We start from the raw sequence: 13800 nt of genomic DNA, 5'->3' as shown, positions 1-13800 counted from the left end.
GTGCTAACCCTGCTTCTCACTCACGACCGCGCGGGCCACGCCCAGGTCGACGAGGTCCTGGGGGCGCAGCCGGAGCTGGTTCGCGATGGCCGGGACCTCCTCGACCGGGCGCTTGAGGATCGCCGCGGCCGCCTCCGGGGACGTCACCGAGAAGTACGCGTCCGGGGCCACCCAGGTCGAGCCCGCCGCCGCGAACGCCAGTGCGCCGCCTGAGCCACCTTCGCCGATCACCAGGGTCGTCACCGGGATCGACGCCGTCGCGACCGCCTCGAACATCGCCGCGATCGCGCCGCCCGCGCCGGCGCGCTCCGCGGCCGCGTCGTTCGCCGCGCCCGGGGTGTCGACCAACGTCAGCACCGGGATGCCCAGCCGGGACGCCAGCTGCACCAGACGCGCCGCCGTCCGGAAGCCCGCGGGCGACGTCGGCGTGCCGCACTGGGCCGCGTACGCGATCGTCCGGCCGTCGCGCCAGCCGAAGCCGCACAACACCCCTTCGTCGACGCCGCCCGCGCGGTCGCCGCTCACCTCCGAGCGCCACTCGAAGTACGCGTCGAGGTACTCGTGCGCCCGCGCCCGCCGGGGCGAGCGCGCGGCCTGCACCGCCTCCCAGCCCGTGTCCGGCACCGAAGCCGGCCGCAGCGCGGACGGCGGGGGAGCCGCCGCCGAGGAGTGCGCGGTGAGCAGCCGCAGCCACCGTTCCAGCGTCACGCCCAGGGCGTCCGGCGAGACGATCTCGTCGACCTGGCCCCACTCGAGCTTCGCCTCGGCCGTGTAGGCCTCCGGCGAACCCACGGGACGCACCCGCGAGCCCGCGAAGCCGACCTGGGCCTCGGGCAGCGCGAGGATGACGTCGGCGCCCGCGCCGAGCGTCGCCCAGCCGCCGCCGGTCGTCGGGTCGCGCAGCACCGAGATCTGCGGGATGCCCGAAGCACGCGTCAAGGCCGAGGCCCGCGCGACGCGCTGAAGCTGCATCAACGCGCGCATGCCCTGCTGCATGCGGCTGCCGCCGGTCGAGATCAGCGACACCACCGGCAGGCGCGCGTCGCGGGCGTGCGCGAACGCCGCCTCGATCCGGTCGCCGGTCCGCTGCCCGAGCGAGCCGCCGAGGAAGCCGAATTCGAACGTGATCAGCACGGCTTCGACGTTGCCGATCTTCGCCGTCCCGCAGATGACCGACTCCTTCTCGCCGGTGCGTTCTTCGGCGGCGGAGCGCGCTTCGCGGTAGCCGGGCCAGTCGATCGGCCCGTCGGCGGGCTCGTCGCGCAGCGGGGTGGGGAACTCTTCGAAGTCGTTCGCGATCGCGGCGACGACCTCGCGCGCCGGCTGCCTAGGCACCGAGTGCCCGCTTCATGACCTTGCCCATGTCGTTGCGCGGCAAGGCATCCAGGTATCGGACGACCCGTGGGCGCTTGTGCGGCGAGAGCAGCTTCGCGACGTGGTCGGCCAGCTCCCCGGCCGACGGTGGTGGCCCGCTGGGCACGATCCACGCGACGATCCGCTCGCCGAGGTCGTCGTCCGGCTCGCCGGTGACGGCCGCTTCGGCGACGCCGGGGTGTTCGAGCAGCGCGTTTTCGATCTCGCCCGCGCCGATCTTGTAGCCGCCGCTCTTGATCAGGTCGGTCGCCTTGCGCCCGACGATCTTGACGTAGCCGTCGCGGTCGCGCGTCGCCATGTCGCCGGTGCGGAACCAGCCGCCGTCGAGCGCGGCGGCGGTCGCGTCCGGGCGGTTGAGGTACTCGGTGAACAGGTTCGGGCCGCGCACCTGGATCTCGCCGACGGTCTCGACGTCGTCGATCACCTCGCCCGCCTCGCCGAGCAGCCGCAGTTCGACGCCCCGCAGCGGCACGCCGACGGTGCCGGGCTTGCGTTCGCCGTCCGCGCGGACGCTCGTGTTCATCAGCGTCTCGGTCATGCCGTAGCGCTCGACGACCTGCTGGCCGGTCGCTTCGGTGATCCGCTGGTGGTCGTGCACCGGCAGCGCCGCGGACCCGGAGACGAGCAGCCGCGCCTTGCGAAGCGCTTCCGCGAGGGCGGCGTTCGTGCCGACTTCGCCGGCGATGCGGTGGTACATCGTCGGGACGCCGAACATCATCGTCGCGCCGTTCGTCAGCTCCTTCGCGACGCCCTCGGTCGAGAACCGGCCGAGGTGGCGCACCGAGCCGCCGCGGCGCAGCGGGCCGAGGATGCCGAGGATCAGGCCGTGCACGTGGAACAGCGGGAGCGCGTGCACGAGGACGTCGTCCGCGGTCCACTGCCAGGCGTCTTCCAGGGCGTCGAGCGTGGTCGCGATCGACCGGCGGGGGAGGACGACGCCCTTCGGCGGCCCGGTGGTCCCGGACGTGTAGACGATCAGCGCGGGCGCCTCGGCGTCCGGCTCGGCCGCCAGGGGCGTCTTCTCGCCGGTCAACGGGATGTCGCGGCGGGGCAGGCCGGCCAGGCCCTCGGGCAGTTCGGCGCCCGGCTCGGCGAGCACCAGCTGCGGTTCGCTGTCGGCGAGGATGTGCGCCAGCTCGCGCTCGCCGATCTTCGGGTTGAGCGGCACGGCCGGGACCCCGGCCAGCAGCGCGGCGACGACGGCGACGCTGGTGTGCACGGTCGGCGTCGCCCAGACCGCGACCCGGCCGCGCGGCAGGTCTCGGGCGAGGTGGCCGGCGACAGCGCCGAGATCGTCGTAGGTGAGCACGTGGTCGCCGAAGCGCAGAGCCTCTTTGGCGGAACCGTCGGCGAGGGCGGGGAACAACGGGGCGGGCACCGCGGGGACCTCCCAGAGTCGGACTCCAACCGCACGTTACCTTGCGGATCAGTCCCCTGCAGCAAGCCGTCGAAGACCCTGGTCGTACGCTTGGTTACCGTGTTGGTACTGGCGATCGATACCTCGACCCCGGCGGTGACCGCGGGCGTCGTCGCGGTGGACGGCGACAGGGTCGAGACGCGCGGCGACCGCGTCACGGTCGACCCGCGCGCCCACGGCGAGCTGATCACGCCGCACGCGCTGGCCGCGGCCGAAGCCGCCGGCGTGGGCCTCAAGGATCTGGACGCGATCGTCACGGGTGTCGGCCCCGGCCCCTTCACCGGCCTGCGCGCCGGGATGGCCACCGCCGCCGCGCTCGGGTACGCCCTCGGCATCCCGGTGTACCCCGTCTGCAGCCTCGACGCGCTGGCCGCCGACGTCGCCCCGAGTGACGGCGCCTTCCTCGTCCTCACCGACGCGCGCCGTCGCGAGGTCTACTGGGCGAGCTACGACGCCGCCGGGAACCGCGTCGACGGCCCGCACGTCCAGCGCCCGGCCGACCTGGAGACCGACGTCAAGGTCGCGGCCGGCGACGGCGCCGTGCTGTACGCCGCCGCACTCGACGTCCAGCCGATCGAGCCGCGCTTCCCGTCGCCCGCCGGCCTCGTCAAGGCCGCTCGGAGCGCGCTGCTGGCGAAGGAAACGCCCGCGCCGCTGACGCCGTTGTACCTGCGCCGTCCCGACGCCGCCGAGCCCGCCGCGCCGAAACGGGTGACCGCGCCGTGAGACTCGAGCCCCTGCGCCGCCGGGACATCGCCCGGTGCGTCGAGATCGAGCAGATCCTCTTCCCCGGCGACGACCCGTGGAGCTCGCGCGCGTTCCACTCCGAACTGGACGCCGGGAACTTCTACCTGGCCGCCCGCCCGGACGAGGGTGACGAGCTGCTCGGCTACGCGGGGTTGGCCGTCGTCGGGCGGCGCCGCGGCGAGTACGAGGCGACCGTGCACACCATCGGCGTCACGCCCGAGCACCAGGGCCAGGGCATCGGCAAGGCCCTGCTGCGGGCGTTGCTGGAGCGGGCCGACGAGTTCGAGGCGCCGGTCTTCCTCGAGGTCCGCACCGACAACGAAACGGCGCTCGCGCTCTACGAGAACCACGGCTTCGAACGGCTAGGCATCCGGAAGCGCTACTACCAGCCTTCCGGCGCCGACGCGTACACAATGGTCCGCCCGGCGCGGACGCGAGACGAGGTGGCGGGCTGATGTCACGCATCATCATGGGCATCGAGAGCTCGTGCGACGAGACCGGCGTCGGCCTGGTCCGGCTGCACGACGACGGCACGGTCGAGCTGCTCGCCGACGAGGTCGCCTCCAGCGTCGAGCAGCACGCGCGCTTCGGCGGCGTGGTGCCCGAGGTCGCCAGCCGCGCGCACCTCGAGGCGATGGTCCCGACGACCGCGCGTGCCTTCGAGAAGGCCGGGCTGGCACTGTCCGATGTGGACGCCATCGCGGTGACGGCCGGGCCGGGCCTGGCGGGCGCGCTGCTCGTCGGCGTCTCCGCAGCGAAGGCGTACGCGACGGCGCTGGACGTGCCGCTCTACGGCGTCAACCACCTGGCCGGGCACATCGCCGTGGACACACTGCAGCACGGGCCGTTGCCGGCGCCGTGCCTGGCGCTGCTGGTTTCGGGCGGGCACACGCAGCTGCTGCGCGTCGACGACATCGCGTCGGGGATCACCGAGCTGGGGTCCACTGTGGACGACGCCGCGGGCGAGGCGTACGACAAGGTCGCGCGCGTGCTCGGCCTGCCGTACCCGGGCGGCCCGCCGATCGACAAGGCGGCGAAGAACGGCGACCCGGCGGCGATCGCGTTCCCGCGCGGCATGACCGGCCCGCGCGACGCCAAGAACGACTTTTCCTTCTCCGGCTTGAAGACCGCGGTGGCGCGCTGGGTCGAAGGCGCGGCCCGGCGCGGCGAGGAGATCCCGGTGGACGACGTCGCGGCGTCGTTCCAGGAAGCCGTCGCGGACGTGCTGACCATGAAGGCGGTCCGCGCGGCGAAGGAGCAGGGGATCGGCACCCTCGTCATCTCCGGTGGCGTGGCGGCGAACTCGCGGCTGTCCGCCCTCGCCGCGGAGCGTTGTGCGGCGGCCGGGATCGAGCTGCGCGTCCCGCGGCCGCGCCTGTGCACGGACAACGGCGCGATGATCGCGGCCCTGGGCGCGCACGTGGTGGCGGCCAAGCTCCCGACGACGCCGTTGGACTTCAGCGCGAACCCGGCCCTGCCGGTGAACGTGGTCTCGCTCTGACCTAGGACGCCGCGGCGTGCCGGTGCGCCCGGGAGCCCACGCCCAGCAGTTCCTCGATCGCCGCGACCGCCAGGATCGCCGCATTGCCTTCGCCGTAGGGGTTTCCGACCTGTGCCGGCCGCAGCGCTCCGCTGAGCAGCCGCGCGGCCGTGTCGGCGATGCGCTCGGTGTCCGTGCCCACGAGCCACGCACAGCCGGCGTCGACGACCTCGGTCCGCTCGGTGACGTCGCGCAGCACCAGGACCGGCGTGCCGAACGTCGGCGCCTCCTCCTGGATGCCGCCCGAGTCCGTCAGCACCAGTGACGCCAGCCGCAGCGCGCGCACCAGGTCGGGGTACTCCAGCGGGTCCGTCACCGTCACTCGCGGCAGGCCACCGAGAGCCGCGTCGACCTGGGCGCGGACCTGCGGGTTCGGGTGCGCCGGGAACAGCACCTGGACGTCCGGGTGCTCGGCCACGATCAGCTGCACCGCGGCCAGCGTCCGCTCCAGCGGCTCGCCCCACGACTCCCGCCGGTGCGAGGTCACGAGCACCAGCCGCTCGCCCGCCTCCGCGATCTCCATCTCCAGCAACGCCAACGCCGTGTCGCGCGCCGGCAGGTCGCGCGCCGCGATCTCCAGCACCGCGTCGACGACCGTGTTGCCGGTGACCGCGATCCGCTGGCGCGCCACGCCTTCCGAGCGCAGCGCGGCCGCCGCGCCGAGCGTCGGCGCCAGGTGCAGGGCCGCCAGCCGCGACACCATCTGCCGCGCGCCCTCCTCCGGGAACGGCGCCGCGAGATCGCGCGTGCGCAGCCCGGCCTCCAGGTGCACCACCGGGATGCCCAGCCAGAACGCGGCCAGCGCGCCCGCGAGCGTCGTCGTCGTGTCGCCCTGGACGACGAGCGCGGCCGGGGCGTGCCGGCGCAGGACGTCGTCCAGTGCGGGGAGCAGGCCCGCGACGAGCTCCGCCTGGCCGCCGGTGACGCGCGGCGGCACGTCCAGCCAGGCGTCCGCGACCAGGCCGAACGGCGCCAGGGCCTGCTCGACCATGCCCGCGTGCTGCCCGCTGTGGACCAGGACCGGCCGCAGCGCCGGGTGCTCGTCCAGCGCCAGTGCCAGCGGCGCGAGCTTCAGCGCTTCCGGGCGCGTCCCGGCCAGCAACATCACATCCACCCCGCGGTGCCCCTTCTCCACATAGTCCAGTGTCCAGGAAAATTTCTCTCAAGGGGGCCGCCGGCGTGCGAGGGGCGCACGCCGACGGCCGTTTCCCTATTCCCGCGCCCGGGAGAGGCGGCGGTTGCGGCGGTGGACGGCGATCAGCGCGACGGTCCCGAGCAGGACCAGGAGCACGCCGACGGCCAGCCACCACCCGATGTCGGCGCCGGTGGCGGCGAGGGTGCCCACGCCACCCCCGGCCACGCCGACGCCCGCGCCCGGCATCTTGTACACGGTCAGACCCGGGCGGTGCGGCGACGGTAGATGCGCGTCCCGAACGGCACGGCGATCGCGCCGAGCAGCCCGAGCCCGATCCACAGGCCGGCACCGGAGGCCAGCGGCATCGGCGGCGCGGCCGGGCCGCACGTAGCCGACGACACGATGACGTCACCCGAGCCGAGCGCGCCGACGACCCCGCCGAGCAGCTTCACGTGGAGGGCGTTGACCGTGAGGCTGCCGTCCTTGTTCCGGATCTGCTCGTTGAGGATGACCGTCGCGACGTTGATCCCGGCGATCGCCACCTTGACCTGCGTGTTCGGCGCCGGGGTGGCGTCGACCGCGCCGGCGCTGCCGAGGTTCGCGCCGACCAGCGTGGTGCTGCCCTTGACGCCTTCCTGGGTCGCCGTGCAGACCGCTTCCACGGCCTTGGCGCCGACGTTGTTCCCGAGGGCCTTGAGCAGCGGCAGGCCGACGTCGGCCGTGCTCGCCTTCGCCGTCACCGAGCCGGAGTTGTCGTCCCGCTTGGCTTCGGTGGTGATCACGCCGGTGCTCAGGATCCCGGTCAGGCCGACGCTGGCCAGCGTGCTGGTCGTCGGGCCCGCGGTGTTCGCGGCGGCGAGCGGGCCCGCCTTGACGGCCGGCTGGCCGAGCAGGGTGACGTCGACGTTCACGCCGTACGCCGACCCGTCGCCGGGGGCCGCCGAAGCGGGGGCCGCGCCGGCGAGCACGACGCTCGCCACGACCGCGGCGAGCAGGCCGCCGCGGCGCACGAGGGAGCTCTTCATCTACTGGTCCTCCGAATTCGCTGGGTTGTCCGGGTTGGGTGCGTGACGGTGGCGCGGATCGACCCGGCTTGCCTCGACTCGGCACGCGAATCGACTATCGCCAAGCGAGGCCGGAATAGCACACCAAATTCGCCGAATCACCGCATTGGGTATTCCCGGAGGACGTTCCTGCAGGTCGCGTGAAGCATCACCCGGTCGGCCTAGCAAGTTCGCCGCGACATTTGCCGAATGGCCGCTTAAACCACACCTCCGGGTAGAGCCGGGGCACGGTCGTGTCTTACGCTCGCCCGGGGGTCCGCAGCTTGACCGAAGAACCCAGACCGAGAGGACCGTCGTGGCCGTAGCGAGCGCTCCGAACGCAGGCATGGCACGGTTTTCGCTGGTCGTGGCGCTGAGCGCGCTGGCGGCCGCGGGCGTCGTGCTGGTGCTGGGCGAGCGGTTCTACCGCGAACTGGAAGTGCGCCTCGCCGGCGCGATCCTCGAAGTCATCACTACATCGGGTGTTTATGTCGCCCCCGATCGGGAGTCCGTTTACTTTGGGTTGAGCAGCGCTGCTCCGTTCGGGTTGAGAATGACGCCGGAATGTTCGTCGGCGTTCCTTTTACTGCCACTGCTCGTTGTCACCATGGTCATGCTGTACTTCCGGCCGGGCAATGCGAAACGGCTGTTCTTTTCGCTCGGCGTTTCCGCGCTCGTCGTCGTGCTGGTGAACCAGCTGCGCATTCTCACGATCGTCGGGCTCGTCCACGGGTTCGGCACCGACGAGGGCTACTACTGGGGCCACACGCTGCTCGGCTCCATGGTGAGCGTGCTCGGTGGCGCCGTCTCGCTGGTGCTGTTCGTCTGGCTCGCCACGCGGAAGAAGACCGCATGAGCGTCAAGGTCCTGCTGGCGATCACGCAGGCGTTCGCGCTGACGATGAGCGTGGCGTTCCTCGTCTACGTCGTCCTCATCGTGGTGCCGTACCTGCGCCGCAAGCCCGGCCCGGTCGGCGACGCGGCCGACTTCACGTGGCACTTCTTCGTGCCGTGCCGCGACGAAGAGGCCGTCATCCGCGACACCATCCGCTACCTGCGCACGACGTTCCGCAAGGCGCACGTCTGGGTCGTCGACGACGACTCCGAGGACCGGACCGCCCGCGTCGTCCGGATGCTGTGGCGGCGGCACGGCGGCTACGACCCGTACCTGCACCTGGTGCCGCGCGTGCGACCCGAAGCCCGCACCGGCAAGGGCGACGCGCTCAACGCCGCGTACCGGGCCCTGAACGACTGGATGGGCCCGGACGCCTCGCGCGACGACGTCGTCGTGGTGGTGGTCGACGCCGACGGCCGGCCGGCGCCGAACTGCCTGGACGTGTGCGCGGCCGGGCACCTCTTCGGCGACCCGGGGATCGGCGCGGTCCAGCTGGACGTCCGGATGAGCAACGTCGCGACGCCGCCGCCGTCGCGGAACCCGGTCGGCCGCTGGTTCGGCCTGAAGCTCGCGCAGTTGCAGGACCTGGAGTTCCGGACGGCCATCGCGGCGATCCAGACGTCCCGCGGCTTCACCGGCACGATCTCCATGGGCGGCAACGGCCAGTTCACCCGGCTCACCGCCCTCGACTCCATCGCGGGCCCCGACGACCAGCCGTGGCGCGGCTCGCTGCTGGAGGACTTCGAGCTCGGCGTCCACCTGCTGACGGAAGGCTGGCGCACCGGGTTCACCCCGGATTCCCATGTGGCGCAGGAAGGTCTGTACAGCCTGCGGCGGTTCCTGGTGCAGCGCACGCGGTGGGGCCAGGGCACCATGCAGTGCGCGCGGTACCTCCGGCGGATCTGGGACTCGCCGCACGTCAGCACGCTCGGCGCGGCGGAGATGATGTACTACCTGGCCCAGCCGTGGCTGCAGCTGCTCGGCTCGCTGCTGTACCCGATCCCGTTCGTCCTGCTGGTGGTGAGCACCGCGGGCGACCCGGCGCAGATGTGGGCGTGGTTCACCGGCGGCGCGTGGATCCTGTTCGCCATCTACGGCTCGTTCGGGCTGCTGCCGTTCCTCGTCTGGGGCCCGATCTACCAGCTGAAGTGCCTGCGCAGCAAGAACGTCCTGCGCGGCATCGGGCTCGGCTTCGCGTACGCGGCGTACATCTACACGTTCTACGTGACGTCGTGGCGTGCGTTGTTCCGGCTGGTGCGCCGCCGCAACGGCTGGGCGAAGACGCGCCGCAACACCGAACAGGCGGCCGGGGCGAAGGTCGCGCTCGACGCGTGAGCGCGACCTCCGCCGCCGGTCAGAACGCCGGCAGGAACCGGACGTCGTCCGCCTTGACGAACGCGATCCGGTGCCCGAACTGGATCTGGACGTACTCGAGCTTGCCCTTGACCACCACGTGGTCGGCGAGGTCGAACGTCACCGCGTAGTAGTACTCCGACCCGACCGTCCCGGCCGACGAGTACTTCTGGCCCGCCGACAGCGTGTACGGCAACGGCGTGATGGCCTGCACCGGCACGTTCGCCGGGTAGGCCTCGGGCTCGGGGTAGGCGCGCCCGTAGACCGGCACCGTCGCGAGGCCGGGCTTCGGGGTGACGACCCAGCCGATCGCGGGCTTCGCGACGCGGGCGTCGCGCGGGTTGTGGAACCAGCCCTTCTGGCCGAGGTACCAGATGGCCGTCCAGTCACCGCTGACGTCCGCGACGGCGTACTGCTGCCCGGTCGCGACGCGGCTGCCGACGTCCGCGACGTCCATCGTGGACGGTGTCCCGTCGGGGTGGAGGCCGACGTCCTTCAGCAGCGGCGAGGTCTCACTGGGCTCGCTGTGCAGCACGACGGCTTCCGAGCCCCGCGCGGCACACGGCTGGCCGGCGGTGTCGCAACCGGTGAAGATCGGCTGGTTCTTCGCGAAGTCCGGGTCGATCGTGACCAGCGACGAGCCGGGCCGGCCGAACCCGCCGAGCGGCGCGCCGAGCAGGTCGAAGTAGTGCGACCAGTCCCAGTAGGGGCCCGGGTCCCAGTGCATGCCCTTGATCGTCGACGGGATCGTGCCCGGCACGTTGTCGTGGCCGATGATGTGCGCCCGGTCGAGCGGGATGCCGTACTTGCGCGCGAGGTAGCCGACGAGCTTCGCGCTCGAGCGGTACATCGCCTCGGTGTACCAGGTGCCCTTCGCGGCGAAGCCTTCGTGCTCGACGCCGATGGACTTCGCGTTGACGTACCAGTTGCCCGCGTGCCAGGCGACGTCCTTGGTCGGCACGTGCTGGGCGATCAGGCCGTCGTTCGAGCGGACGGTGTAGTGCCAGCTCACGTACGTCGGGTCCTGGGCGAGCTTGAGGACGCTGTCCCAGTAGCCCTCGGTGTCGTGGATGACGATGTGGTCGATCTTCTGGCTCACCGGCCGGTTCGCGAGGTCGTGGTTGCCGTAGTCGTCGTTCGGCAGCTCCTGGTAGGGCGCGGGGACCGACTCGCAGGTGACGGTCCGCGGGCACTCGAGGCCGGTCTGGCCCTGCTCGTGCGGCGGGGTCCGCACGTCGGGCGTCGGGGCCAGGCTGACCTGCTGGCCGTCGTCGGTGGTCCGGGCGACCCCGGTCCGGACGGTGTCGAAGACCTCGTCGGCGAACGTCTTCGCGGCGTCTCCGGTGGATCCGCTGTACTTCGCGACGGCGTCGTACCAGCTGGCCGTTCCGGCGTGGTCCTTCGCCAGCAGGGCGGCGCCGCCCCGGATGTTCTGCGCCGGGTCGCTGCGGAGCGTCCCGGCGTCCTGGCCGATGAGCTGCGCGGCCTCGTCGACGGTCTGCAGCCCGGCGGGCGGCACGGCGGGCCCGGCCTGCGGGTGCAGCGCGGGCCGCGCGTCGTCGCCACGCGGGTCTTCGGTGCCCTCGTCGTGGTGGGAGGTGGCGACGCCGGCCTCCCGCACGTCGGTCAGGTGCATCGGCCCGTACCCGGCGGCGGTGCTGGGCGTCCCGCCGTTGAAGTCCCACCGGGACTCGAGGTAGGAGACGCCGAGCAGGACGTTCTCGGGAACACCGAACTCGCTCGCGGCGGCGGCGAAGTCCCGCTGCCGCTGGTCTCGGGTGGTGGCCTGGGCAGGCGCGGCGGCCAGCCAGGTGAGGAGGGTGGCGGCGGCGACCAGCGCCGCCGTTCTCGGGAGGGACATGGGCATAAACCCCCAGGGTTCAGGTGCCAGACGGTGAGAACCTAACCAGAAACTCACGCCGGGGGTAGAGGCCAACACGGCCCAATCGCGCCCTGAGCGGCTCGGGGACCGGTCGTCGGCCCTCGGTGCCGCGGTGGGGTGAAAGCGGCCGGTCAGACCGCCTGCGCGCCCGTTCGACCCGCCCGCGGCCACCCTCCTTGCGAAGCTGGCACTCACGTGGCTAGAGTGCTAATCGCACGGCCCGACAGCCCCGGCACCCGCGACGGCGGGGGTGGTAGAGCCGTAACCACATCCTGCCAACGCTTTCGACGACCGTGGAGGTCAACCCGGTGAGCGTGAACATCAAGCCGCTCGAGGACAAGATCGTTGTCCAGACGAGCGAGGCCGAGGAGACGACCGCTTCCGGCCTCGTCATCCCCGACACCGCCAAGGAGAAGCCCCAGGAGGGCAAGGTTCTGGCCGTGGGCCCGGGCCGGATCGACGACAAGGGCAACCGCGTCCCGCTGGACGTGAGCGTCGGCGACGTCGTCATCTACTCGAAGTACGGCGGCACCGAGGTCAAGTACAACGGTGAGGACTACCTCATCCTGTCCGCCCGCGACGTGCTGGCCGTCATCAACTGACGACCGCTCGCAGCGCATGACGCCCCGGGCCCCGCAACACCGGGGAGCGGGGCGTTCTTGCGTTCAGAGAAAGGTAAGCGGAACACGCTATGCCCAAGCAGATCAGTTTCGACGAGGACGCTCGTCGCGCGCTGGAGCGCGGGGTGAACAAGCTCGCCGACGCCGTCAAGGTCACCCTCGGCCCGCGCGGTCGCCACGTCGTGCTCGACAAGAAGTTCGGCGGCCCGACCATCACCCTCGACGGCGTGACCGTCGCCCGTGAGGTCGACCTCGACGACCCGTTCGAGAACCTCGGCGCGCAGCTCGCCAAGAGCGTCGCCACCAAGACCAACGACGTCGCCGGCGACGGCACCACGACCGCGACCGTGCTGGCGCAGTCGCTGGTGAAGGTCGGCCTGCGCAACGTCGCGGCCGGCGCCAACCCGACGTCCATCGGCCGCGGCATCGAGGCCGCCGCGGACAAGGTCGTCGAGATCCTCAAGAGCAAGGCCACCCCGGTCAAGGGCCGCGAGAGCATCGCCCAGGTCGGCACCGTGACCTCGCGCGACGCCAACATCGGAGCCCTGCTCGGCGAAGCCGTCGAGAAGGTCGGCGAGGACGGCGTCATCACCATCGAGGAGTCGTCGACCCTGGCGACCGAGCTGGTGATCACCGAGGGTGTCCAGTTCGACAAGGGCTTCCTCTCGGCGCACTTCGCGACCAACCCTGAGGAGCAGAAGGCGATCCTCGAGGACGCCTACGTCCTGCTGCACCGCGAGAAGATCTCGGCGCTGGCCGACCTGCTCCCGGTGCTCGAGAAGGTCGTCGAGGCCAAGAAGCCGCTGCTGATCATCGCCGAGGACGTCGACGGCGAAGCGCTGTCCACCCTCGTGGTGAACTCGCTGCGCAAGACGATCACCGCCGTCGCGGTCAAGGCGCCGTTCTTCGGCGACCGCCGCAAGGCGTTCCTGGACGACCTCGCGGTCGTCACCGGTGGCGAGGTCATCTCCGCGGAGATCGGCCGCAAGCTGTCCGACGTCGACCTCGGCGCGCTCGGCCAGGCCCGCCGGATCGTCGTCACCAAGGACGACACCACGATCGTCGACGGTGCCGGTTCGAAGGACGACATCGCCGGGCGGGTCGCGCAGATCCGCAAGGAGATCGAGACGACCGACTCCGACTGGGACCGCGAGAAGCTGCAGGAGCGGCTCGCGAAGCTCGGCGGCGGCGTCGCGGTCATCAAGGTCGGCGCGGCCACCGAGACCGAGCTGAACGAGCGCAAGCACCGCATCGAGGACGCCGTGGCTTCGACCAAGGCGGCCGTCGAGGAGGGCATCCTGCCCGGCGGCGGTTCGGCGCTGGTCCACGCGGTCAAGGAGCTCGAGGACGGCCTGGGCCTGGAGGGCGACGAGGCCACCGGTGTGCGCATCGTCAAGGACGCGCTGACGGCGCCGCTGTTCTGGATCGCGACCAACGCGGGCCACGAGGGCGCGGTCATCGTCAACAAGGTGCAGGAGCAGGGCTGGGGGCAGGGCTTCAACGCCGCCACCGGCGAGCTGACCGACCTGCTGGCCGCCGGCATCGTCGACCCGGTCAAGGTGACCCGGTCCGCGGTGGCGAACGCCGCTTCGATCGCGCGCCTCGTGCTGACGACGGAGTCGTCGGTCGTCGAGAAGCCGGTCGAGGAAGAGCCCGCCGCGGCGGGCCACGGCCACTCGCACTGACGCGTTTTCCACGGGAACGGGGCGGCACGCGTGCCGCCCCGTTTCTCATGCCCCGAACAGCACGGAGGGCGGCACCCCACCCGGTGCCGCCCTCCGATGTCTGTGGGGCG

Annotated in this window: 13 protein-coding genes; 7 read left to right on the top strand and 6 right to left on the bottom strand. The window is 72.0% G+C overall.

Annotated features, from left to right (window positions below; all coding sequences use genetic code 11):
* Window positions 1-3 precede the first annotated feature (3 nt).
* Window positions 4-1335, bottom strand: a complete 1332-nt coding sequence (locus ACWEN0_RS25170) for a carboxyl transferase domain-containing protein (RefSeq protein ID WP_451978066.1) — start codon at window positions 1333-1335, stop codon at window positions 4-6.
* Window positions 1328-2752, bottom strand: coding sequence for an acyl-CoA synthetase (locus tag ACWEN0_RS25165; protein WP_451978063.1), 1425 nt, complete (start codon window positions 2750-2752; stop codon window positions 1328-1330). Before ACWEN0_RS25165 ends, ACWEN0_RS25170 begins: the two co-directional genes overlap by 8 nt.
* A 99-nt stretch (window positions 2753-2851) precedes the next feature.
* Between ACWEN0_RS25165 and tsaB the strand changes: the two genes are divergently transcribed.
* The 3 genes from tsaB to tsaD are packed head-to-tail and all read left to right on the top strand — an operon-like array spanning window position 2852 to window position 5039.
* Window positions 2852-3517 (top strand): tRNA (adenosine(37)-N6)-threonylcarbamoyltransferase complex dimerization subunit type 1 TsaB, encoded by a 666-nt coding sequence (gene tsaB, locus ACWEN0_RS25160; RefSeq protein ID WP_451978060.1) that lies wholly within the window; start codon window positions 2852-2854, stop codon window positions 3515-3517.
* A complete protein-coding gene (rimI, locus tag ACWEN0_RS25155) occupies window positions 3514-3993 on the top strand; it encodes a ribosomal protein S18-alanine N-acetyltransferase (protein WP_451978057.1) in 480 nt (159 codons plus the stop codon). The genes tsaB and rimI overlap by 4 nt, the downstream gene beginning before the upstream one ends.
* Entirely contained in the window at window positions 3993-5039 is a 1047-nt protein-coding gene (tsaD, locus tag ACWEN0_RS25150) for a tRNA (adenosine(37)-N6)-threonylcarbamoyltransferase complex transferase subunit TsaD (protein ID WP_451978054.1), read from the top strand. The genes rimI and tsaD overlap by 1 nt, the downstream gene beginning before the upstream one ends.
* Before the next feature lies 1 nt (window position 5040).
* On the opposite strand, the gene wecB is transcribed toward tsaD, so the two are convergent.
* The 3 genes from wecB to ACWEN0_RS25135 form a co-directional block, all read right to left on the bottom strand.
* On the bottom strand, window positions 5041-6192 hold the full coding sequence (gene wecB, locus ACWEN0_RS25145) for a non-hydrolyzing UDP-N-acetylglucosamine 2-epimerase (RefSeq protein ID WP_451978184.1): 1152 nt from the start codon (window positions 6190-6192) through the stop codon (window positions 5041-5043).
* A gap of 96 nt (window positions 6193-6288) precedes the next feature.
* Window positions 6289-6468 carry an LPXTG cell wall anchor domain-containing protein gene (locus ACWEN0_RS25140; protein WP_191315657.1) on the bottom strand — a complete coding sequence of 60 codons (180 nt, stop codon included), beginning with the start codon at window positions 6466-6468 and terminating at the stop codon, window positions 6289-6291.
* Window positions 6469-6470: 2 nt separating this feature from the next.
* Window positions 6471-7238: a choice-of-anchor P family protein gene (locus tag ACWEN0_RS25135; protein ID WP_451978052.1), complete on the bottom strand. Its 768-nt coding sequence runs from the start codon at window positions 7236-7238 to the stop codon at window positions 6471-6473.
* A 364-nt stretch (window positions 7239-7602) separates the two neighbouring features.
* Here ACWEN0_RS25135 and xrtP point away from each other — a divergent pair, with 364 nt between their 5' ends.
* Complete coding sequence (gene xrtP, locus ACWEN0_RS25130; RefSeq protein ID WP_451978180.1) at window positions 7603-8112, top strand: exosortase P; 510 nt, start codon at window positions 7603-7605, stop codon at window positions 8110-8112.
* Window positions 8109-9485, top strand: coding sequence for a glycosyltransferase family 2 protein (locus ACWEN0_RS25125; protein WP_451978049.1), 1377 nt, complete (start codon window positions 8109-8111; stop codon window positions 9483-9485). The genes xrtP and ACWEN0_RS25125 overlap by 4 nt, the downstream gene beginning before the upstream one ends.
* 19 nt (window positions 9486-9504) lie before the next feature.
* Here ACWEN0_RS25125 and ACWEN0_RS25120 read toward each other — a convergent pair whose 3' ends face one another.
* Window positions 9505-11370, bottom strand: coding sequence for an N-acetylmuramoyl-L-alanine amidase (locus ACWEN0_RS25120; RefSeq protein WP_451978046.1), 1866 nt, complete (start codon window positions 11368-11370; stop codon window positions 9505-9507).
* 323 nt (window positions 11371-11693) lie between these two features.
* Here ACWEN0_RS25120 and groES point away from each other — a divergent pair, with 323 nt between their 5' ends.
* The gene (groES, locus tag ACWEN0_RS25115; RefSeq protein ID WP_007031106.1) at window positions 11694-11987 is read left to right on the top strand and encodes a co-chaperone GroES; all 294 of its coding nucleotides are present in this window, start codon (window positions 11694-11696) and stop codon (window positions 11985-11987) included.
* An 89-nt stretch (window positions 11988-12076) separates the two neighbouring features.
* Window positions 12077-13690: a chaperonin GroEL gene (gene groL / locus ACWEN0_RS25110; protein WP_451978043.1), complete on the top strand. Its 1614-nt coding sequence runs from the start codon at window positions 12077-12079 to the stop codon at window positions 13688-13690.
* The last annotated feature ends 110 nt before the right edge of the window (window positions 13691-13800 follow it).

The sequence above is a fragment of the Amycolatopsis sp. NPDC004378 genome (genome assembly GCF_053602455.1).
Note: the sequence above shows the minus strand (reverse complement) of the source record. Positions and strands in the feature narration are given on the sequence as shown.

What these genes read in the sequence shown, in the direction of transcription:
- ACWEN0_RS25125 (WP_451978049.1), top strand. Translation starts at nt 8,109, where the DNA reads ATGAGCGTCAAGGTCCTGCTGGCGATCACGCAGGCGTTCGCGCTGACG.
- groL (WP_451978043.1), top strand. Translation starts at nt 12,077, where the DNA reads ATGCCCAAGCAGATCAGTTTCGACGAGGACGCTCGTCGCGCGCTGGAG.
- xrtP (WP_451978180.1), top strand. Translation starts at nt 7,603, where the DNA reads ATGGCACGGTTTTCGCTGGTCGTGGCGCTGAGCGCGCTGGCGGCCGCG.
- ACWEN0_RS25135 (WP_451978052.1), bottom strand. Translation starts at nt 7,238, where the DNA reads ATGAAGAGCTCCCTCGTGCGCCGCGGCGGCCTGCTCGCCGCGGTCGTG.
- tsaD (WP_451978054.1), top strand. Translation starts at nt 3,993, where the DNA reads ATGTCACGCATCATCATGGGCATCGAGAGCTCGTGCGACGAGACCGGC.
- ACWEN0_RS25120 (WP_451978046.1), bottom strand. Translation starts at nt 11,370, where the DNA reads ATGCCCATGTCCCTCCCGAGAACGGCGGCGCTGGTCGCCGCCGCCACC.